The sequence below is a fragment of the Pseudoalteromonas sp. T1lg22 genome (assembly GCF_002964645.1).
Classification (GTDB): domain Bacteria; phylum Pseudomonadota; class Gammaproteobacteria; order Enterobacterales; family Alteromonadaceae; genus Pseudoalteromonas.
In genome coordinates this window covers 399,764-420,834 of record NZ_PQBY01000002.1, presented here as the reverse complement: position 1 = coordinate 420,834, position 21,071 = coordinate 399,764, and the positions used below count along the sequence as shown (strand labels likewise).

Sequence of the window (21,071 nt, the reverse complement as noted above, 5' to 3'; positions counted from 1 at the left end):
CAAGTAGTTATGATTGAATCAATAATTCGCTGGTCGGTAGGCAATCGTTTCTTTGTCTTGCTGATCACCCTGATCATAGCCTTTGGCGGCTTGTACTCGCTGAAGAACACCCCGGTTGATGCCATTCCGGATCTTTCCGATGTGCAGGTGATCATTAAAACCAGCTACCCGGGGCAGGCGCCTCAGGTGGTCCAGGATCAGGTCACCTTTCCGCTGACCACGGCCATGTTGTCGGTGCCCGGTGCACAAACGGTGCGCGGTTTTTCTTTTTTCGGTGACTCCTATGTTTACATCATCTTTGATGATGACACCGATTTGTATTGGGCACGCTCGCGGGTGCTGGAGTACCTAAGCCAGGTGGCTTCTAGCCTGCCGGAGACGGCCAAACCGCAACTGGGCCCGGATGCCACCGGGGTGGGTTGGGTGTATATCTATGCCTTGGAGGATAAAAGCGGTAACCATGATTTAAGTCAGTTGCGCAGTATTCAGGATTGGTTCTTGAAGTATGAGCTGCAAACCGTGCCCGGTGTTTCCGAAGTGGCGGCCGTGGGCGGTATGGTGAAGCAGTACCAGGTGCAGGTCGACCCGGATAAGCTGCGCGCCTACAACGTACCGCTGGCGCAAATTCAGGTGGCCTTGCAGCGCGGTAACAAGGAGACGGGGGCCTCCGTGGTCGAGCTGGCCGAAGCCGAGTATATGGTGACCGCCACCGGCTATATTAAGTCGGTCAGTGACATTGAAAAAATCCCCCTGGGTATAAATGAACAAGGTACGCCGCTGCGTATAGGTGATCTGGCCAATGTCAGCCTGGGGCCGCAAATGCGCCGTGGTATCGCGGAATTAAACGGCGAAGGCGAAGTGGTTGGCGGCGTAGTGGTGATGCGCTTTGGTGAAAACGCTCAACAAACCATAGATGGGGTCAAAGAAAAGCTCGAATCCTTGAAGTCGTCGCTGCCGGAAGGGGTTGAGATTGTGACCGTGTATGATCGCTCCAAACTGATCGAAAGCGCGGTTGATAACCTTTGGAGCAAGCTCGCAGAAGAGCTCGCCATTGTGGCACTGGTCTGTGTGGCCTTCCTGTTCCATTTACGCTCCTCCATTGTCGCCGTGGTAACCTTGCCGCTGGGCATTTTGGTGTCCTTTATCATCATGTATATGCAGGGGATCAATGCCAATATTATGTCCCTGGGCGGTATCGCTATTGCCATTGGTGCCATGACCGATGGTGCTATCGTGATGATAGAAAACATGCACAAACACATGGAAAAAACACCGCTGACCAACGAAAACCGCTGGGAAATTGTAGCCAAGGCCGCCTCCGAAGTGGGGCCGGCGCTGTTCTTTAGTTTGCTGATCATCACTGTGTCTTTCCTGCCGGTGTTTATTCTTGAAGCACAGGAAGGGCGTATGTTTGCGCCGCTGGCGTATACCAAAACCTATGCCATGGCGGCGTCTGCCGGTTTGGCCATTACCCTGGTGCCGGTGCTGATGGGTTACTTTATTCGCGGCAAGGTGGTCTCGGAAAAGAAAAACCCGCTCAACCGTTTGTTGATTGCCACCTATAAGCCGGTGCTGGCGCAGGTGATGAAGTTCCCGAAACTCACCCTGGTGCTGGCCCTTGCCTTGACCCTGGTGGGATTCTACCCGGTAGACAAAATTGGCAGTGAGTTCATTCCGCCTTTGGATGAAGGGGATTTGATGTACATGCCAACTACCTACCCGGGTATTTCCATTGGTAAGGCCCGTGAGTTGTTGCAGCAAACCGACAGGCTGATCCGCACCGTGCCGGAGGTGGAGACTGTGTTCGGTAAAGTAGGGCGGGCGGAAACGGCGACGGATCCTGCGCCGCTGACCATGATAGAAACCTTCATTCAGCTTAAACCGCGCGATCAGTGGCGCGAAGGCGTGACCACCGAAAGCCTGAAAGCGGAATTTGATAAATTGGTGAAATTCCCCGGCCTAACCAACGCCTGGGTGATGCCGATTAAAACCCGTATCGATATGCTGGCAACCGGCATTAAAACCCCGGTGGGGATTAAGGTTGCGGGGCCGAGATTGGATGTCATTCAAGACATAGGTCAGCAAATTGAGCAGCTCTTGCCTCAGGTGCAAGGAACCGCCTCGGTTTACTCCGAGCGCGTCGCCGGCGGCCGTTATATCAAGGTGGATATTTCGCGGGAAAAAGCGAGCCGCTTCGGGTTAAACATTGAAGATGTGCAGCAGGTGGTTTCGACCGCCATCGGCGGCATGAATGTGACGCAAACCATCGAAGGCCAGGAGCGCTATCCGGTCAACCTGCGTTATCCGCAGGATTACCGTGACTCGCCAGAGCAGCTTGCTCGCCTACCTGTGGTGACACCAAACGGACAACGCATTGCCCTGGGCGATGTTGCCGATATTCGTATCGAGATTGGTCCGCCGGGTATCAAGAGTGAGAATGCCCGTATTAACGGCTGGACCTTTATCGATATCGCCGATGTGGATGTGGGCACCTATGTTGAAAATGCTAAGGCACATTTGGTTGCCAACCTGGATTTACCGGCGGGTTACTCGATCAACTGGGCCGGACAATACGAGTACATGGAGCGAGCGAAAGATAAGCTGACCTATGTCTTGCCACTCACCCTGGCCATTATTGTGGTGCTGCTTTACTTAAACTTCAGATCCCTTGTTGAAGTCGGCATCATTATCATCACCCTGCCCATGGCGATGATCGGTGGCCTATGGTTGATGTACCTTGAGGGCTTTAACTTCTCCGTGGCCGTAGGGGTCGGCTTTATTGCCCTGGCCGGGGTCGCGGTTGAAATTGGCGTGATTATGCTGGTGTATTTAAACCAGTCCTATAAGGAGGCCAGAGAACGCTGTAAAGAGCAGCGCATCGCCTTTGATAGAGCACAGCTGACAGCGGCCATTATGGAAGGGGCGGGGATGCGTATTCGCCCGGTAATGATGACGGTTGCCACCATTATCATCGGCCTAATGCCCATCTTATATGGTTCGGGAACCGGCTCCGAGGTGATGAGCCGTATTGCCGCGCCCATGGTGGGCGGCATGCTCAGTGCGGTGTTACTGACCCTGCTGGTCTTACCGGCGGTCTACTTTATTTGGCGCGCTCGCGCCATTGAGGCAGACAAAACACCGCCCTTTAGCCTGCTAAAAAGCAGCCGAAAATACCACAAGTGGCTGATGCTGTTCTTGGGCTCTCAGTTTGTGATCTGGTCGGTTACCGGGGCCTATATGGTGTTTTTTGACATAGATTATGTGCACGGCGACACCCTGGTTCACAACCATCAGACCAAGGTCGCGGTGCAGCAGGTCAACTATCCCATGAGCTCGTTAAGGGCTCAGTACACGGGCTTGGAGAAGCTCTCGTTGGGGATGCACCTGGACAAACCCGTGTATCGCTTTGTACAGGACGATGTTCACTATCTGGTGGATGCCAACACCGGCGTCTTGCTCTCGCCTTTGGGCAAAGACGAAGCCGTAAGGGTAGCCAAGTCCGAGTACACCGGCAGCGGTGACGTTGAAAGTGTTGAATACATAGACGACAACCCACCCTTTGAGTTGAGTCGACGGGTGCACAATGCACTGCCAGCATGGCGTGTGAATTTCGACAACCTGGGCAGCCCGGCGCTCTATATCTCTGCCCGCAGCGGTGAGGTGCTGGCCAAGCGACACCAATGGTGGCGCTTGTTCGACTGGATGTTTAGATTCCACGTAATGGACTACGAAGACAGTGAAATAGACAATCAATTGCTGTTTTGGGTGACCCTGTTTAGCATCTTGGCCGCTCTGGCCGGCTTGGTGCTGGTGTACTTTAGGGTGTTCAAAAAGAACGAAGAAGAGCATGCCTTAACGCAAGACCTCCAACAAAAAAATCAACTAAAACGAGGTGATGTCTAATGCAGTGGATACGATCAATACACAAATGGACCTCCCTGGTCGTGGGGGTTCAGTTTATGCTGTGGTTAGGCAGCGGCTTTTATTTTAACTTGATGGATCACCATAAGGTCGGCGGTCATACCTATCGCGCCCACGCGCATGACCAAGTGCAGATAGATTCGTCAGCCTTGGTCGAACCAAGAAGCGTGCTGGAAAGTGCCGAGCCCAGTGTGTCGCTCAAGCAGATTGCACTGCTCGGTCAGCCCTATTATTTGCTTACCCATAAGCGCGGCCTGTATCCGTACTTTGAGAACGAATACAGCCTGTTTGATGCCTATCGGGGTAATGAGGTGAGCATAGATGCAGCCTTTGCCACGCGCCTTGCCAAGCAATCCTACAATGGCCCGGGCAGCGTCGGAGAGGTGACCCTGCTGCAGCCACCCCTTGAAGACTTTCCCAAGCAGAAAAATGCCGCGTGGCGGGTGAACTTTAACGATGATATTCAAACCAGTGTGTATATCGAGGCGGGTTCGGGCCGCGTGGTCGGGCATAGCGATGCTCATAAGCGCTTCGCTGATATCTTCTTTATGTTGCACTTTATGGATTACGGCAATGAGGGCAGCTTTAACAATATCCAGATTATTCTGTTCGCCTTTGTTACCTTGTGGTTGTCGCTGTCGGGGCTGATCTGGACCTTAGATCTTATTCGCCGTGGACAATATAAGGTCGCCCTGCTGTCGAAGCGAACGTCGGTGAAAATATTCGATCACGAGCAGCAGTTACTTGATCAGCTTGATCTCTCTACGGCGACGAATCTTTTAGATGGGCTTGCGGGCCATGATATTTCCCTGCCGTCTACCTGCGGTGGCGGTGGCACCTGTGGGCGTTGTAAGGTGTTGATTAACCCCGCACCTAAGGCGACCTCCGCTGACCAGCAACACTTCTCGCAAGCTGAGCTGGCACAAGGCTTTAGGTTAGCCTGTCAACACTTCAGTGACGATGTTCAAGACATGACCTTGTTCGATGTCACCGATGCCAAAAAGGTTGAGCTGACCCTGGTGGGCAGTGAGTTTGTAACCCCAGATATCAAGGAGTTGCGATTTAAAGTTCAGGGGCCGCCATTGGCTTATAAAGCCGGTGCCTTTATGCGTTTCTTTATTCCCGAAGGGCAAGTACCCGCAAGGCCGCACTATATTCCCAGCGATTACAAAGCCTATTGGGACGAGGAAGATAATAGCGAGTACCCCAGAGCGGCGTGCTCACGTAACTACTCACTGACCTCGGTGAGCCAGTTAGACGAAGAGCTGGTATTTGCCATTAAATATCATCGCGCCCCGCAACAGGGCGTGCCGGCGGGCTCGGGTTCCAGTTATCTATGTAACATGGCGCCAGGTGACACGGTTGATGCTTTGGGTCCATTCGAAGAGTTCTATGTAGACCAAGACACCAAGGCACCCATTGTAGTGATCGGCGCAGGCTCTGGTATGGCGCCGCTGAGAGGGATCATCAAGGAGCTACTGTTGGCCAACAATAGCAAGCAGGAAATTCACTTCTACTTTGGTGCGCGCCATGAAGAAGACCTGCTCTATCAGGAAGAGTTTTTTGCCCTTAGCCAACGCTTTGATAACTTCCGTTATACGCCGGTGCTATCGCAAGCCGGTCCGGATTGGTTAGGCGCCACCGGCTATGCCCAGCAGGTGTTGTTCAATAATATGAATAAAGAAGCCCTGTTAGCCGCGCACTATTACATGTGCGGGCCAAAAGCCATGATGGATGAAACCATTGCCACTCTGGTGGAGATGGGCGTCGATAAAAACGTTATCCACTTCGATAGCTTTAACTCGGCTTGAGCGCGTTAGCCGATGAATAAGGGTATAGCACCGTTAGATTAAAGCCCGCAGCTGCAGGCTTTAATTTATGTTCTAACACTAATTGTTATTTTTGGGCGCATAGACAGTGGTTTGCGCCGTGCTGGTGTTGCCACTGAGATCGCTGCAGGCCAGGTCGATGGTGTAGGTGCGACCGTCGCCTGAGCCTTCTCGCTCGGCGCGCAATTGCGCGTTCAAAGTAGTGCCGGTTTGATTGGCATTCCAGGACCAATCGGGCTCGGTACTGCCATCGCCCTTGCCATCGCTGCTCTCATTGCTGCTTATATCGGTGACGCGGCATACCGGGACGCTGTTGTCGCAGACATCGTTGACCGTAAGGGCGATCACCACGTCAATCATTTCATGGTTTGGCGGCCAGAGGATATGCGGTGAGGCCAGGATGTCGTTGAATTGTGGTGCCAGCGTATCTTCCACCTTAACCGTACTGGTGCAGCTCGAGGTCAGCGTCTGAGCATCGGTGGCGGTGTAGGTGAGCTCGGTGATCCCCAAGGGGAAAGACTGGGTTGATGGCTGGCTTAGCGCCACCGAGGTTGAACAGAGATCTGATCCAGTTGCCGCGCCTGGGGTCAGGGTTGCAGAGCGGTTGCCGCTGCACTCGGCCACTATGTTTTGCGGGCAGTTAATCTGTGGGGGCACGGTATCGACTATTTCCACCAGCTGCGGTGCCGTGGCTTTATTATCGCTGCCATCGGTGGCGGTCCAGGTGATGGTATTGGCGCCAATGGCGATAATATTGGGGGCATCGTTGCTAATAACTGGAGTTAGGTCGCAGATATCTGCGGCACTTGCCAGCCCGAGTTCTGGGGAAGCACCTTGGGGTGAGGTGCATTCAAACGCGAGCACATCGGCGGGGGCGATAATTTCCGGTTCCTGAGTATCCTGTATGGTCACGTTAAAGAAACAGCTTTCGGAGTTTCTGCCACTGTCCATCACAGCGCAGGTTACCTGATTGTCTCCCACGCTAAAGAGCGAGCCTGAGCCTGGAATACAACCTTGGAAGGTGGCCACACCACAACTGCCATCGCTCACGCTGGGGTCGGCAAATTGTGCCTCGGTATCAGGCCCGGTGCACTCTTTAACCACCTGTGCCGGACAGTTAATACCTGCCGGTACGCTGTTATCTCCCTGGCATAAATTGCTGCGAGGGCAGGTAAGCTCCGCCGCGGGGCTTTCGGGTAAAGGGTTACCGTTTTTCAAGGCGGCGATGCGCAGGGCACGCTCCCACACGCGAATATACTGCTCCGCCGACTCAAACAAGGCATCGTTATAGGGTTTGGCAAGACCGATATTTTCCATGTCTTTCACCAGGTCGGGCAGCAGACCCACATGGGCCAGTCCATCGACATTGAAGTCAAAGGCTTTAAATCCGCTTGTTTGCTTATCAAATGTACCATAGCCGTCGAGGGTAAAGGGGTAGATAAGTTTATTGTTTTCGCGCAGTTGGGCGCTGCGTTCTACATCGGCGCTGGGTGCCAAAGTAGGAATATCACTGCCGCAGGCATTAGCGCCAAAGCGAGGGCCAACATGACCGGCGACGCCATTAAAATCACTGCCCAGAGCCACGGGGCCGCCCATCACATCCACCGCATACTGATAGGCTTGGGCAAAGGTTCTGGAAGAGTGACGGCAGTTATCCTTGATGGCTACGCCAAAAAGCGGTTCTGAGTAGGGCAAGGTGACCTTATAGCCCTTGATTGCCGTATCTTGCACATCGTCCTTGGTCATGGCCGCTATCATACCGCCACCATCACGAATGGCTTCGAGTTGCTCTTTGGTGCGCATGCGCTCATGACGGCCCTGGTTGCCACCGAACGTACGCTGGTGCAAATCAAAAAACTGCACATGGCTGGCCACCAGGGGATAGTAGGCTAAGGGATTATTTTCATCGCCCGCATACAGGCGTGTCAGGGCCAGGGTGTTGTCCAGGGACTTACGGGACATATGGTCGATATCTATGATCATGCCCTTATCCATCAGCGCCGAAAATAACTCACTACCTAACCCGCGTTTATCCGGACCTGGGTCGGTGTCGCTGAGGTTCAGACCATAGCGGTTGCACGCGGGGTAAAGGGGATAGATGGGGCGCACGGGCAGCTCGGAGTCAAAGCCGATAGCGCCGATTAATCGTTTTAACAGGTCGTCGAAGGGCCCACCGGACAGCCGGCTGCCATACTCACCATATCCCACACCACAGTCTTCTATATGCCACCAGCGCTGCTCCGAATAGGCATTACCGACGGCGATAATGTCGTTCCAGGTGGCGGCGCCGCCAAAGGCGTTATCGAAATTGTGAATAGGGAAGAAGTGACGCACGCCCTTGTCGAAGTAATGATTCACCGCTTTTGTCACCGTGTCTATGGGCTCACCAAGCTCGTTGCGCATCAGCTCGCCATTGCCGTCGCGCATATTGGGGCAGCTGGCTTCGGGACGATTGCTATTTTGTTCTTTACAGTTAAAGAGGTTATCCACCTCTATGCCCAGCACCACGGCGAGCTTGCCTTCACTTATAACCTGGCGTGCTTCTAAGGGGCTGGTGACGATACGGAACCAGCCTTCTTTGGCGCCCGCTTCGCCGGCACAAAAGCCGGAGGCCGGGTCGGCAGCACAGTTTTCATCGATAAAGCGTTGGAAATCATAGGCGGCTTCTATTTGTGCGTCTATGGGACCCATGGAGTTGGCGCAGTCGCTTCCTTCGGTGGACTTGCACAGCGCCTCATTGGTGACCGCCAACATGGTGGTCAAGCGCATGCCGCCGCGAAACGCACGTTCCACCCAGGGGTAGTACATTTGCTGGTGGGTGGTGGTGGTCCAGGTCGGCCAGTTATTGAAATACGGAGGTGCACCCGTACCGACCGAGCCGTCCTTGGTGCCGGCACCGACGGTGTCGCCGTTAATCAAGCCCTCGAGTATGGTGTGAGTGCCGTGGATGTCGAGATCTTCCTGTTGCGACATTGCTGAATTAATGCTGTTACTTGCATCCAGGGTAAATTGACCAAAGTCATCAACCGGGGCCGACTCACCGGCAAAGGTCCTGCCACCATGGGCTAAATGGGCAAACAGGTGGTTATGCAGGTCGGCGTAGCCGCGCAGGGCACAGGTTCGCCGCTCCTCGCTGGCGCTCCAGCCCGCTTGCGGTTCTTCGATGGCGACACTGCCGACACGTGCACAAGTACCACTGGATTGCGAGGGAATGCCGCCCAGCCAGTCGGCGGGATCAACCGTGCCGCAACTGCAATCCCCGGAGCATCCGGGTATTTCGGTTAAACCTGAATTACACGCGCCGTTGGTATTTGGCTCGCCAACACAGCAGGCTCTTTGTCCTTCACCGCCGCATTCGGTCACCGGCGCACAGGTGTGTTGAGCAACTTGCCCCGTGGCTATGCTGCCACCACAATAACAATTACCGGCGCAGCCAGCGACGGGAACTAACCCTGAGTTGCAGGCGCGTAGCTCACCCGAGGTGGTGGTTTCCGTCAGGCCATTGCAGCAGGCTCTTTGTCCTTCGCCGCCACAGGAAGTGGTGGCTTTACAGGTGCCTGATGCCTGAATGCCAAATGGATTTAGCCCACCGCAGGTACAGTCTCCGGAGCAACCCGCGACTTCAACATTGCCGTAATCACAGGCCTGGCCAAGCCAGACCTCAAAGGTACCGGCACAGCAGGCGCGCTCGCCATCGCCGCCACAGCTGCTCGCGGCGTAGGAATTGGGAATATACAAACAGGCCAGTAATAAGGTAACACTCGCCATTATATTGAGTTTGCGTAAGTGGTTACGTGTCTTACTAGTTGCGCCTTTTTCGGCACTGGTTAGTAAAAGGCGAGAGCAGGTGCAGGCACACCTGAGCAGCAGTGAAATCAACATAAAATCTCCTTGAGGATGATTCTTTTGTCGGCGGATTTCACTTCAGTTTGTCAGGCAGACTTGGTGTCAGTTTGTCGGGCAGACTTCATTCAGCCAGCAATGTTTCAACGTGGCTATAGCTATAGTTGTTTATTGCTGTTTAGTAAAGAAATGCAGCGAAAGACCAATAGTCGGCTGGGTTAATGGCTTATTTAATTGATAAAACAGTATGTTACCGCCGTTGTTGATAAGGACGCGACTGGGTAACAAGGCTGCGAATAGGTCTTTCTAAAGCGCAATAAAGCCGCTTTTATAACCTTAAGACAAGGGCTTAGGGGTGGCAATCAGGCGCTTTAGTAATTTGCTTACAAGCTATAACAGCGGCCTTATTTTTCTACCTAACTGGCGAATCCCAGCCAATAAACGCACTCAAGCTTACCCTTTTATTTTAATTAATTGATTTAAGTTTGACCTTGGTCCTACTCACAGGTCTACACTTTCATCGACAATAGCGATAAAACGAGCGGAAGCAGCGGAACTTGCTAGTAACGTGATTTTTGGGGTGCGAATAAGGAGAACTAAGTGAGTGAGTCGAACGTAAATCAACAGCTGCTTATCGAAGGAGCCGGCTGTGCCAGCTGCGTTGGTAAAATAGAAGCGGCGCTGAAAAAAACGCCGGGCGTGGTCAGCGCGCAGATGAATTTTGCCGACAGAAGCGTGTTGGTTACCGGCACGGCCTCAACCCAGGCCTTAATTGCCGCCGTAGAGTCGGCGGGCTATAACGCCAAGGCGGTGCAAGAGCAAAACGATGAAGACTTGCTAGGTGAAAAAGAACTTGCCGATAAAGCCTATTATAAAAAGCTGGTCAGGGATACTGTGATTGCCTTGTCGGTGGGTGTTCCATTAATGTTGTTTGGCCTGCTTGGCGGCGATATGTCGGTCACCACATCTATACAACGCGCAGCCTGGTTAGGCGTTGGCCTGCTCACCCTGGCGGTAATGTATTTTTCCGGTAAGCATTTTTACACCGGTGCTTGGAAAAGTTTTAAAAACCATAATGCCAATATGGATACCCTGATTGCCTTGGGCACGGGCACCGCCTGGCTTTACTCCATGGTGGTGGTGGCCATCCCCGAGGGCATTCCCCCTATGGCGCGGCATGTGTATTTTGAAGCCACCGCCATGATCATTGGCCTGATTAACCTCGGTCTGGCGCTGGAATTAAAAGCCAGAGGCAAAACATCCGAGGCCATAAAGCGCTTGATTGGCTTACAGGCCAAGACCGCGACCGTGATCCGCGATAATAAAGAAGTGCAAATTAATATTGCCCAGGTCTTGCTGGATGATGTGGTTAAGGTGAGACCCGGCGAGAAAATTCCCGTTGATGGTGTGGTCAGTGAGGGCCATACCTTTATCGATGAGTCCATGCTGACCGGTGAGCCCATGCCCGTTGAAAAGTCTAAAGACGATGAAGTGGCCGCGGGCACCATCAATACCTCGGGCTCGATACAGTTTCGGGCCACCCGGGTGGGTAAAGACACGGCGCTGGCGCGCATAATCAATATGGTCAAGCGGGCGCAAAACTCCAAGCCGCCCATCGGCCGTTTGGCCGACGTTATTGCCACCTATTTTGTGCCCGTGGTGATGATCATTGCCGTACTGACGGCTCTGGCCTGGTTGAACTTTGGCCCCGAGCCAGCACTGGCACTGGCCATGGTCTGTGCTACTACCGTGTTGATCATCGCCTGTCCTTGTGCCCTGGGCCTGGCAACGCCCATGTCGGTCATGGTGGGGGTGGGCAAGGCCGCCGAAGCGGGGGTGCTAATACGTAATGGTGAAGCCTTGCAAACCGCCTCAAAAATCACCGCCATGGTGCTGGATAAAACCGGCACCATCACCGAAGGAACCCCTCAGGTCACCGACCTGGTGATTGCCGACAACCATCAACAGCAGGAGGTACTGCAACTGGCGGCGAGTCTGGAGAGCGGCTCCGAGCACCCGCTGGCGCAGGCCATAGTGGATAAGGCGAAGGAGCAGGACGTTGAATTGCTGCCCGTTGACTCTTTCAAGGCCCTGACCGGTTTAGGGGTAGAAGGACGCTGCGATGATAAAACCTTGTTCTTTGGCAATGCCAAGCTGATGCAGCAACAGGGCATCACGCTGGGGGATTTTAGCGAACGCGCCCATGGCTTGGCGAAACAGGCCAAAACCCCGATGTTTTTTGCTATCGATGGGGAGCTGGCCGCCATTATTGCCGTGGCCGATCCGATCAAAAAGGACTCCATTGCCGCCATTGAACGCCTCCAGGACAATGGCATTCGTGTCATTATGCTGACCGGCGATAATCAGGAAACCGCCGCTGCGGTGGCACATAAAGCTGGTATTAAAGAGTTTTTTGCCGAGGTACTGCCCGAAGACAAGGCCAATAAGGTCAAAGAGCTGCAACAGAGCGGTGAGCTGGTGGGGATGACGGGTGATGGCATTAACGATGCGCCGGCACTGGCCTTGGCCGATGTCGGCTTTGCCATTGGCACCGGCACGGATGTGGCCATCGAAAGCGCCGATATCACGCTAATGCGCGGCTCACTGCATGGCCTGGCCGATGCCATTGCGGTGAGCAAGGCGACGTTAAAAAACATTAAGCAAAACCTCTTTGGGGCCTTTATTTATAATGTTGCCGGCATTCCCATTGCCGCCGGTGTGCTCTATCCAGTTTTTGGCATGTTGTTGAGCCCGGTGATCGCCGGTGCAGCTATGGCCTTTTCCTCCCTCACTGTGGTCAGCAACGCCAACCGCCTGCGGTTATTTACTGCGCATAAGGTAAAGGAGAAACAAGCATGATCATCATCAACATTCTAGGACTGGCACTCATCGCCTTGATAGTATGGTGGTTTTGGCTCTACAAACCGACCCAAACCCGGGTGCAGGAGCAGTCGCTGACCATAGAGGTTAAAGACGGAGTCTATACCCCCGCGGCGATTCAGGTGAGGGCACATCAGACTGTGACCCTTAATTTCTTGCGCAAGGACCACTCGCCCTGCTCGGAAATGTTACTGATCCCAAGCTTGGGAGTCAGCGAGCAACTGGAGTTGGATAAGTTAACAGCTGTTACGCTGTCCGACCTGGCTCCGGGAGAGTATCCATTTCACTGCCAGATGCAGATGTATCGTGGCACCTTAACCGTGGTGTGACGGCCTTGATTCAAATTAGTCGGTGATGACTAACTTATATTCTTGCGCAGCCATGGCAGCGTCTCTGATACGCACGGCGATAGAATATTGCTCACCATCCAATAATTGCGGGCCAGTAAATACATGGCCCAGTTCATTGGGTGTTTCTGTGCTATCCAATAACACCTCATTGGCGTTATAGAGCTCGATGTAGAGGTCGGGGCCATTGTAAAACGGCTGGGTACAGGTGCTCGGCGTTGAACACAAATAGATACTGACGGTGATTTGACCATCCATAATAAAGGCGAATATATCGGCTTTATCGCTTGCGGCGTCAAGCTCTCCTGTGATCAACACGCCATTACTGGGACTGAGAATAAAGGGCGTGGCCTGCGCAAATTCATTATTGGGCTCTCTTTCTTGCAGTGACTGGGTCGTCCAGTTTTTACTGATAAAGTCATCGTCAATGATGCCGTTATCCGGGTCGACGTCGGGCACGTTACCGTCTTCCTCGCAAAACACTTCTCTCGTGCATTGGCCGGTATACCAGGCTATGGTCAGGGCGATACCAAAAGGGTCATTAAAGGCGGAGGCAGGGCAGTAATATAGGCTGGTCTGTGTGCATATTTTGACTGGAGGGGCGCTGTCGCCGTCACTGCCACCACAGGCAACGAATAAGCTGCAAACTCCAAGAACCATAAGGCGAATAACAAAGGCTGAGCGAGTCATAGGGCGCTGTTTCTTAGTTGTTCAATCATTAAAGTATAGTTGGCTTTAAGTTAATGCATCGGCGCTAAGCTGCTTGGCGGCGCGGTGCAATTAGAAATTAGGAACACAGGGCGATGTCGGAACTGGGTTATGGTGAGAATAGAATCTATCGCGCGCACCTTGTACCTTTTTAAAGTACATTGTATGTTGGCTATGAGCATTAACTGATTTCGTAGCGTGAAGATTTAGGTAAGGCTAGCCTTGGTACAGGAAAGCTAGACCAAGGTCTTGTATCCGTATTGGGGTCATTGTAATAAGTTGGCTTAAGCACACAAGAGGTGTGCTCACCAGCTAGGGTCAGTTAAGCCAAACCAGCAGGGAAGGCCGCTAAGGAGGGTTTTAAAATGAGTAACGCATGTATTGCGATAGCCGATGATCATCCTTTAATTGTGTTTGCCATTGAACATAAAATTAAAGACGTTTGGCCCGATATTCAGGTTGAAAGTGCCCATTGTTACCATCAACTTTTTCGCCTTTTTGAGCAAAAAGAACAACACCTAGATTTAGCCATTGTTGATCTCTCCATGCCCGGCAGTGAGGGTATTCAGGGAGTGGAATACATATGTAAGAACTACGCAAATGTCCCTGTGATAGTGATAAGCGGCTTTGATGACTTTAACAGCTGCACCGCCTGTTTAAACGCCGGCGCCGCCGGATTTGTCTCTAAAACCGAATTCGACTCGGTGATTATTGACTTGATTTCTAAGTACCTTGTTGTCGATTCAGTAGCCTCTCGCCAGGTCTTGCCCGAGGCTGATGAACTCCATGTATTACCCTTTTTGACCCCCAGTCAAGGCAAGGTGTTAAGGCAAATGGCCGATGGTTTAAGCAACAAGGCAATTGCCCGTGAGTTGAATATTTCCGAGAAAACCGTTCGTGTTCACGCCAGTGCCATATTTAAACAGCTGGATGTTGAAAACCGTACTCAGGCGGCGGTGAAATATAAGCGCCTGGCTCATGCCCTTGAGCTGTAAACCTGTAGCTCAGCACCTAAGCTAACCCCTTTTTTATTGTGCCAATAATTGCAATAAAGTCTGGTTTTTACTCAAAAACCACGACTTTTTTCGCATTTAACGGCTATTTTAGGTCAAATGGCCTAGGTCAATTTAGCCGTTCAATTAGCGCATCTGCGTTATATGTTAATTGTTGGTAACTGCTTACACTGGAATTTCACAACAGGTGAGGAAGTGGTGCCATCTTGGTTGTTATATGGCTCTCATTACTGTTTGAACAAGTGCGCAATAAAAAAACATGCAATGAAGTTAAAAATAATGACAAATGGAGGACGTTATGGTCCAAAACAAACTCAAATTGCTTAGCGTGGCGTTGTTGGCCGCAACCTTGTCGAGCGGCTGTACCTTTATCGGTGAGCATAAGTTTACTGGCGGCGGCACCATGGCTTCGGCCGGTGGTGATAAGAATGCCGTCTTTACTTTTAACGCCGAAAATTGCGGCGGCGATGAGGTTAAGGGTCGCGTTAACTATGTCGATCACAGCGCCATTGATTTCGAAGATGTTGGTGGTGTAAGCCTTAAGGCGCAAGTAGATAATTTTGGTTATTGTGCGTTGACCGATGAAGGATTAGAAAACGGCGTGCAGGAATGTAACTGCATGGATCAGTTTGAAGCGCAATTTAGCTACTCATCGAAAAACCCTCAGGCGCCTGGAGAAGGCACAGGCTTTGTCTGTTTCTTTGATACCGGCGAAGGTAAAGGCAATTTCCATGGTGCCATTACCGCGTTTAACCTTATCGACGGACCCTATGAGGGTTACGGTAATGTTGGCACAGTGAACGGTAATATTCAGCAACACAGCTGCCCAGAAACTAACGAAGCAGAATAATAAGGAGAATACGGATGTTTAATAAAACTTTACTCACTGTATTAGTAGCCACTGCTTTTTCGGCGCAAGCCGAGCTGGTTGAGGGCACTGATATGCTGGCGGGCAAAACGGCTCGTGTCATATTCGAATATCATCAGGGCAATAAGGCCGAGCTGATCGCCGCCATTGAGGCTGCCGGTGGCGAAGTAAAACGTCAGTTGGATCATGATAACGCCGTGGCGGCTGTGGTTAATGCCGATACATTTAAACAATTACAGGCAAAGGGGGTGATGAAATCCGCCGAAATTGATGCCGTGCGCCAGGTTATCCCAAGCGCAGTTTCCGCCAATGAATTTCAAGATATTGCGCCATACGGCCTAGCCATGGTGCAAGCGGATCAGCTTAACTATGCCGGCGGTATCAAGGTCTGTGTTGTCGATACCGGTTATGATTTGGGACACCCGGATTTGCCAAGCACTACAGTGACCGGTGACGATGAAGGCGCTGGCCCCTGGTATGAAGACGGCCACGGTCACGGCACCCATGTCGCCGGCACCATAGCCGCAATTGATGGTAACGGCGGTGTGACCGGGGTGTTAGGCTCAGGTATGGCAGAATTACACATAGTACGAGTGTTTGATGACGAGGGCGGTTTTGTTTATGCCTCAGATCTTGCCGGCGCGGTGGCGGATTGCGCCAACGCCGGTGCTAAGGTAGTGAGCATGAGTTTGGGCGGCGCCTTTTCGAGCAAGGTTGAAGCGCGTGCTTTTGCACGACTAGAGCGTGCCGGTGTCTTGGCCATTGCCGCTGCTGGTAATGATGGCAACGCCACCCATAGCTACCCCGCATCTTACGATTCCGTGGTGTCGGTCGCGGCAGTGGATAAGGATATGCAACATGCTGAATTTTCACAAAGAACTTCTCAGATTGAGCTTGCAGCTCCTGGTGTAGACACTTATTCCACCTTCCCCGGTGGTGGCAATGCCTGGATGTCGGGTACCTCAATGGCGACGCCTCATGTGTCCGGTGTCGCGGCCTTGGTATGGAGTCATTTTCCACACTGTAATAACTATGAGATCCGTAATGCCTTGAGCGCTTCGGCGAAGGATTTGGGCGATGCCGGCTATGACTATAAGTATGGTAATGGCTTGGTTCAGGCCAAAGCCGCATATGATCATTTAATGGTTAATAGCTGTAATGGCAAGGGCGTGAAGTAACAAGTAAGTTCCCCTCCTTAAAAGGTCGTCTCAATCGGGGCGACCTTTTTTTCTATCAAGCCGTATAACTCCTGTTACCGCAACAGGGTATTGACCTGGGTTATGTACTTATAGACTTGGCTTTCCTGATTAAGGCAGAGGGATAAATTCTTCCTCATCGCCGGGCACCTTGGGAAAGCGCCCCTGGCGCCATTTTTCTTTTGCCTGTTCGATAAGGGTCTGGCTGCTTGATACAAAGTTCCAATCTATGATCCTGGGCCCGAGGTAGGCACCGCCAATTAAGACGATGCGTGAATATTCATGAGCGCGGATGCTCAGCGTGGGTGCGCAATCGAACACCGCCATGCTTTGAGCTGGCACCGAGGTGCCGCCGCAGTGAATATGGCCTCGCACTACATACAAGCCTAACTCCTCGCAATTGGGCAGGGGCAGTGTTTGTCCGGGTGCTAATTCGGCTTCAAGGTAAAGGGTATCGGAAAAGGTTTTTACCGGTGAACTTACCTCGTAGGCGCTGCCCATCATCACCCGCACCGGGACCCCAGCTACCGAGGTGATAGGCAAGGCTTCAGCGGGATAATGATAAAAGGCCGGGTCGCTTTGCTCTTGCTCTTCTGGCAATACCAGCCATAACTGTAAGCCCTCAAGACTGTGCGCTTTAGCGCACTCCTGCTCACTTTGGCGCTCTGAGTGTACTATGCCGGCACCGGCAATCATTAGGTTAACATCGCCGGGACGAATCGCTTGTACTCTGCCTAAGGAGTCTCTATGCAGCAGCTCGCCGTCGAACATATAGGTGACTGTGGCTATGCCAATATGAGGGTGAGGGCGCACATTAACCCCTTGCCCGGGTGCAAAGGTAGCCGGTCCTAGGTGATCGAAGTAAATCCAGGGTCCTATGGTGGTGATCTGTGAGGTGGGCAGGGAGCGCAGCACCGAAAAACCACCCATATCTTTATAGCGTGGTGTTAACAGTGCTCGAATTGGCGAACGTGCGGTGATCGGTTTACTCTGTTGCGCCTCTACATTACTGACACGATTCATGCCTTGCTCCTTGAAATTGACCCCGATAAATCAACTAAATCGCTAAGCTGCTTTTCAAGTTTAGCCTCCCTTGGGCAAATAGATAAAAAAAGTCTAGATAAAGCGCGCTTGGCTTAGGGGAGAGAAAGAAATATGGTTTGATTTATTTTATCCCTAATATGGGAATGGTTATTTTATAAATATAAAAATTAATGTCCCAATAATTTAAACCTTTACAAAAGTTTCATTTATTTTTAACAAAGCGCGTTCATTATCGCCGCCCTGTACCACTAACTAAAATAGTATTATCAGGGAAAAAAATGAAAATAAATAAAACTATGCTGGCGGCGGCCATTTCTTCGGCACTGCTAATGGGCTGTGATTCGGACACAAAAACAGTTGAAGTAGAGCGCATTGTTGAGGTCGAAAAAATCGTTGAAGTACCGGTTGAACAAGAAGAAGTCACCTCTGTTAAAAACGTCATTTTAATGATCGGCGACGGCATGGGCCCGCAACAAATCGGCCTGCTTGAAGAATATGCGCGTCGTGCGCCAAACAGCGTATTGGCAAGCACAACCACGGGTATGCAGAAGTTTGCCGACGGCGGCCACGTTGGTTTATCGCTTAATGCCCCGGGCGGTAAAAACGGTTCTTTGGTAACAGACTCGGCGTGCTCGGCGACTCAGCTGGCTACCGGCATAGCGGCGGCTTCCGAAGTGATTGGCCTGGACGACCAGGGTAATGTAGTAGAAACCATCTTGGAAAAAGCCAAGGCAGCGGGCAAGGCCACAGGCTTAGTGACAGATACCCGTATTACTCACGCCACGCCGGCGGCTTTTGCGGCGCACCAACCACATCGCTCATTTGAGAACGAAATTGCCGAAGACCTATTGATGAATCAGGTTGATGTATTGCTAGGTGGTGGTGCCCGTCACTGGTTGCCACAAGATACCGCCGATCGCAAAGATGCATTGGCTGCCGAGCTAGGCGGTAACACCAGCGTAATTAAAAAGTCTAAGCGTAGCGATGATCGTAACCTGATCGCAGAAGCACGCGATGCCGGCTATACCCTGGCCTTTGATAAGGAGCAGTTGAGCGCGGCAGAGGGTGCTAAGCTGCTGGGTCTATTTGACGACTCGGCTATGAACGATGGCATCGAATACACGGCCTGTAAAAACGATGCAAGCCAGTGTAACCACGAGCCTTCACTGCGTGAAATGACGTTAAAAGCCCTGGATGTTTTGTCTCAAGACGAAGATGGCTTCTTCTTGATGATAGAAGGTGGTCAAATCGACTGGGCGGCGCACGTAAATGACACCGGCTGGATGCTACACGAATTATTGAAGTTTGATGAAGCGGTTGATGCCGTGTACGAGTGGGTAAGCGAGCGCAATGACACCCTAGTGGTGATCACCGCCGACCACGAAACCGGTGGTTTTGGTTTTAGCTACTCGGCACACAATATTCCTGAAGCCACTACCTTGTCGGGTGATGGTATGAAGGGTGAAAACTACCATCCAAACTACAACTTTGGTTCGCTGTCTACCCTGGACAAGATTTACGCTCAAAAAGCGTCTTTCTATGCGATTTACGACCAGGTGAATGCTGATTGGGATTTTGGCGCTTCAACGCCGGAGCAATGGCAAACTGCGGTAAACGCGACCCTGCACTCGGATTTCCATATCGATTATGCTGATGCCCAAGCCATCGCTGCGGTTAAGCCTAACGAAAACTATTATGCGGATCACAAGTACCTAAGTGCGACTCAGGTGCCGGCTATCAATGATTTCAGCGACTTCTATGTGTATGCCTATGAAGACCAAGGAGCCTTGATTGCCCGTGCGATTAGCTCGGAGCAAAGCGTGACCTGGGGTAACGGTACTCATACCGCAACGCCGGTTGCCGTGTATGCGTTTGGCCCAGATGGCGTGACCAAGCCTTTCTCAAGCATGTTGCACCACACCGAAATCGGTCAGTTAATGGCTAAGGCCTTACTGGGCGCCAACTAAGAGATTGGGTGCCGGGGCGCTATGCCTTGGCACCTTAGTGAGATATTTCCTAAAGGGCTTAGCGATTTAGCTTCCGAGCGCGGAAATTGCGGCCCTTCATTTTCCCCTCACTGATGGTTTTCAGCGCCGCATTGGCGATTTTTCGCTGTACGGCAACGTAGGAGCTGATAGCCGTGACCTTGATTTTCCCAATTTGATCCCCGGTAATGGCCTGATTAGAGGTCAGGGCGCCAAGAATATCTCCCGGACGCAGTTTGGACTTTTTGCCGCCGTCGATTTGTATGGTGACCATGGGCGCACGCTTAATCGCATTGTTAAAGACGTTGTCATTGGGCAGGTCGGTGGGCTCTAAGGTTTGCTCGAGATAATCTTCTAAGGCATTGACCTTGTGCGACTCTTTATAGCTCATTAAGGAGCAGGCGATGCCTTTTTTACCGGCGCGGCCGGTACGTCCGATGCGGTGTACATGGACTTCAGGATCATGGGCAATATGGTAATTGATCACCATATCCACATGGTCCACATCTATACCTCGGGCGGCGACATCCGTGGCCACAAGGATACTCAGGCTGTGATTGGCAAAACGTACCAGGGTGCGGTCGCGGTCTTTTTGTTCTAGGTCGCCGTGTAAGGCGGCGGCATCAAAGCCCATCTTCTGAAGCTCATCGCACACCTGCTGACACTCGGCCTTGGTATTGCAAAAAATTACCGCCGACTCGGGCTGGAAATGCAGCAGCAGTTTTTGCACTGCTTCCAAGCGCATGTCATTGTTGTCCACCTCATAGAAATACTGCTCTATGCTGCTGTCGTCATGGGTCGATTCGACCGTGATCTTTTGCGGGTTGTGCATTACATGCTGGGCCAGCTGCTCAATCTTAGGCGGATAGGTGGCGCTAAAGAGCAGGTTTTGTCGCTCTGCCGGGCAGTGATCGATGATGTATTGCAGTGGCTCTTCAAAGCCCATCTCCAACATGCGATCCGCTTCATCAAGTACGAAGGTGTTAACCTCATCCAGGGATAAGCGACCCTTACGCAGGTGCTCCTCAATGCGTCCCGGGGTGCCGACAATAATATGAGCGCCGTGCTCAAGCGAGCCTATTTGCGGCCCCATGGGCGCACCGCCGCACAGAGCCAACACCTTGATATTGTGAATGGCGCGAGCCAGTTTGCGAATTTCCACCGCCACCTGATCGGCCAGCTCTCGGGTCGGGCATACCACCAGGGCCTGGACGCGAAAACGTTTTACATTGAGGTTATGTAACAGCCCCAAAGAGAAGGCGGCCGTCTTGCCTGAGCCGGTTTTACCCTGACCAATCACGTCCTTGCCCGCCAAAATGAGCGGCAAGGTTTGCGCTTGGATTTCTGTCATATGGTGATAACCCAAAGACTCTAGGTTATCGAGCAAAGAGCGAGAAAGAGGGGTGCTGGAAAAGGCAGGTAAGGTCACGGTGGCAA

At 52.1% G+C, this 21,071-nt stretch carries 12 protein-coding genes; 8 read left to right on the top strand and 4 right to left on the bottom strand.

The window, feature by feature from the left end; all coding sequences use genetic code 11:
• The first annotated feature begins 9 nt into the window (after positions 1-9).
• Together C2M24_RS01850 and C2M24_RS01845 are read left to right on the top strand one after the other, a co-directional pair.
• Positions 10-3,903: a CusA/CzcA family heavy metal efflux RND transporter gene (locus tag C2M24_RS01850; protein ID WP_442792494.1), complete on the top strand. Its 3,894-nt coding sequence runs from the start codon at positions 10-12 to the stop codon at positions 3,901-3,903.
• Positions 3,903-5,732, top strand: coding sequence for a 2Fe-2S iron-sulfur cluster-binding protein (locus C2M24_RS01845; RefSeq protein WP_105213104.1), 1,830 nt, complete (start codon positions 3,903-3,905; stop codon positions 5,730-5,732). The genes C2M24_RS01850 and C2M24_RS01845 overlap by 1 nt, the downstream gene beginning before the upstream one ends.
• Before the next feature lie 78 nt (positions 5,733-5,810).
• On the opposite strand, the gene C2M24_RS01840 is transcribed toward C2M24_RS01845, so the two are convergent.
• Positions 5,811-9,632: an HYR domain-containing protein gene (locus C2M24_RS01840; protein WP_105213103.1), complete on the bottom strand. Its 3,822-nt coding sequence runs from the start codon at positions 9,630-9,632 to the stop codon at positions 5,811-5,813.
• A 561-nt stretch (positions 9,633-10,193) separates the two neighbouring features.
• Here C2M24_RS01840 and C2M24_RS01835 point away from each other — a divergent pair.
• Entirely contained in the window at positions 10,194-12,452 is a 2,259-nt protein-coding gene (locus C2M24_RS01835) for a heavy metal translocating P-type ATPase (RefSeq protein WP_105213102.1), read from the top strand.
• Positions 12,449-12,802 carry a cupredoxin domain-containing protein gene (locus C2M24_RS01830; RefSeq protein WP_105213101.1) on the top strand — a complete coding sequence of 118 codons (354 nt, stop codon included), beginning with the start codon at positions 12,449-12,451 and terminating at the stop codon, positions 12,800-12,802. The genes C2M24_RS01835 and C2M24_RS01830 overlap by 4 nt, the downstream gene beginning before the upstream one ends.
• Positions 12,803-12,817: 15 nt before the next feature.
• Here C2M24_RS01830 and C2M24_RS01825 read toward each other — a convergent pair whose 3' ends face one another.
• Positions 12,818-13,510 carry a hypothetical protein gene (locus C2M24_RS01825; protein WP_105213100.1) on the bottom strand — a complete coding sequence of 231 codons (693 nt, stop codon included), beginning with the start codon at positions 13,508-13,510 and terminating at the stop codon, positions 12,818-12,820.
• A gap of 383 nt (positions 13,511-13,893) precedes the next feature.
• Here C2M24_RS01825 and C2M24_RS01820 point away from each other — a divergent pair, with 383 nt between their 5' ends.
• The 3 genes from C2M24_RS01820 (at position 13,894) to C2M24_RS01810 (ending at position 16,587) form a co-directional block, all read left to right on the top strand.
• On the top strand, positions 13,894-14,523 hold the full coding sequence (locus C2M24_RS01820; RefSeq protein WP_105200925.1) for a response regulator transcription factor: 630 nt from the start codon (positions 13,894-13,896) through the stop codon (positions 14,521-14,523).
• Between the two features lie 316 nt (positions 14,524-14,839).
• On the top strand, positions 14,840-15,391 hold the full coding sequence (locus tag C2M24_RS01815; RefSeq protein ID WP_105200926.1) for a hypothetical protein: 552 nt from the start codon (positions 14,840-14,842) through the stop codon (positions 15,389-15,391).
• A 14-nt stretch (positions 15,392-15,405) separates the two neighbouring features.
• Complete coding sequence (locus C2M24_RS01810; protein ID WP_105213099.1) at positions 15,406-16,587, top strand: S8 family peptidase; 1,182 nt, start codon at positions 15,406-15,408, stop codon at positions 16,585-16,587.
• Positions 16,588-16,716: 129 nt separating this feature from the next.
• On the opposite strand, the gene C2M24_RS01805 is transcribed toward C2M24_RS01810, so the two are convergent.
• Positions 16,717-17,628 (bottom strand): pirin family protein, encoded by a 912-nt coding sequence (locus C2M24_RS01805; RefSeq protein ID WP_105213098.1) that lies wholly within the window; start codon positions 17,626-17,628, stop codon positions 16,717-16,719.
• Between the two features lie 299 nt (positions 17,629-17,927).
• On the opposite strand from C2M24_RS01805, the gene C2M24_RS01800 reads away from it, so the two are divergent.
• Complete coding sequence (locus tag C2M24_RS01800; RefSeq protein WP_233999477.1) at positions 17,928-19,616, top strand: alkaline phosphatase; 1,689 nt, start codon at positions 17,928-17,930, stop codon at positions 19,614-19,616.
• Between the two features lie 58 nt (positions 19,617-19,674).
• Here the strand turns inward: C2M24_RS01800 and dbpA are convergent, their stop codons facing one another.
• The gene (gene dbpA, locus C2M24_RS01795) at positions 19,675-21,063 is read right to left on the bottom strand and encodes an ATP-dependent RNA helicase DbpA (RefSeq protein WP_105213150.1); all 1,389 of its coding nucleotides are present in this window, start codon (positions 21,061-21,063) and stop codon (positions 19,675-19,677) included.
• Positions 21,064-21,071 lie beyond the last annotated feature (8 nt).

Bases quoted from the DNA above. Each gene is read 5' to 3' on its own strand.
- C2M24_RS01845 (WP_105213104.1), top strand. From the start codon at position 3,903: ATGCAGTGGATACGATCAATACACAAATGGACCTCCCTGGTCGTGGGG.
- C2M24_RS01815 (WP_105200926.1), top strand. From the start codon at position 14,840: ATGGTCCAAAACAAACTCAAATTGCTTAGCGTGGCGTTGTTGGCCGCA.
- C2M24_RS01820 (WP_105200925.1), top strand. From the start codon at position 13,894: ATGAGTAACGCATGTATTGCGATAGCCGATGATCATCCTTTAATTGTG.
- C2M24_RS01800 (WP_233999477.1), top strand. From the start codon at position 17,928: ATGAAAATAAATAAAACTATGCTGGCGGCGGCCATTTCTTCGGCACTG.
- C2M24_RS01825 (WP_105213100.1), bottom strand. From the start codon at position 13,510: ATGACTCGCTCAGCCTTTGTTATTCGCCTTATGGTTCTTGGAGTTTGC.
- C2M24_RS01805 (WP_105213098.1), bottom strand. From the start codon at position 17,628: ATGAATCGTGTCAGTAATGTAGAGGCGCAACAGAGTAAACCGATCACC.
- C2M24_RS01810 (WP_105213099.1), top strand. From the start codon at position 15,406: ATGTTTAATAAAACTTTACTCACTGTATTAGTAGCCACTGCTTTTTCG.
- C2M24_RS01830 (WP_105213101.1), top strand. From the start codon at position 12,449: ATGATCATCATCAACATTCTAGGACTGGCACTCATCGCCTTGATAGTA.
- C2M24_RS01850 (WP_442792494.1), top strand. From the start codon at position 10: ATGATTGAATCAATAATTCGCTGGTCGGTAGGCAATCGTTTCTTTGTC.
- C2M24_RS01840 (WP_105213103.1), bottom strand. From the start codon at position 9,632: ATGTTGATTTCACTGCTGCTCAGGTGTGCCTGCACCTGCTCTCGCCTT.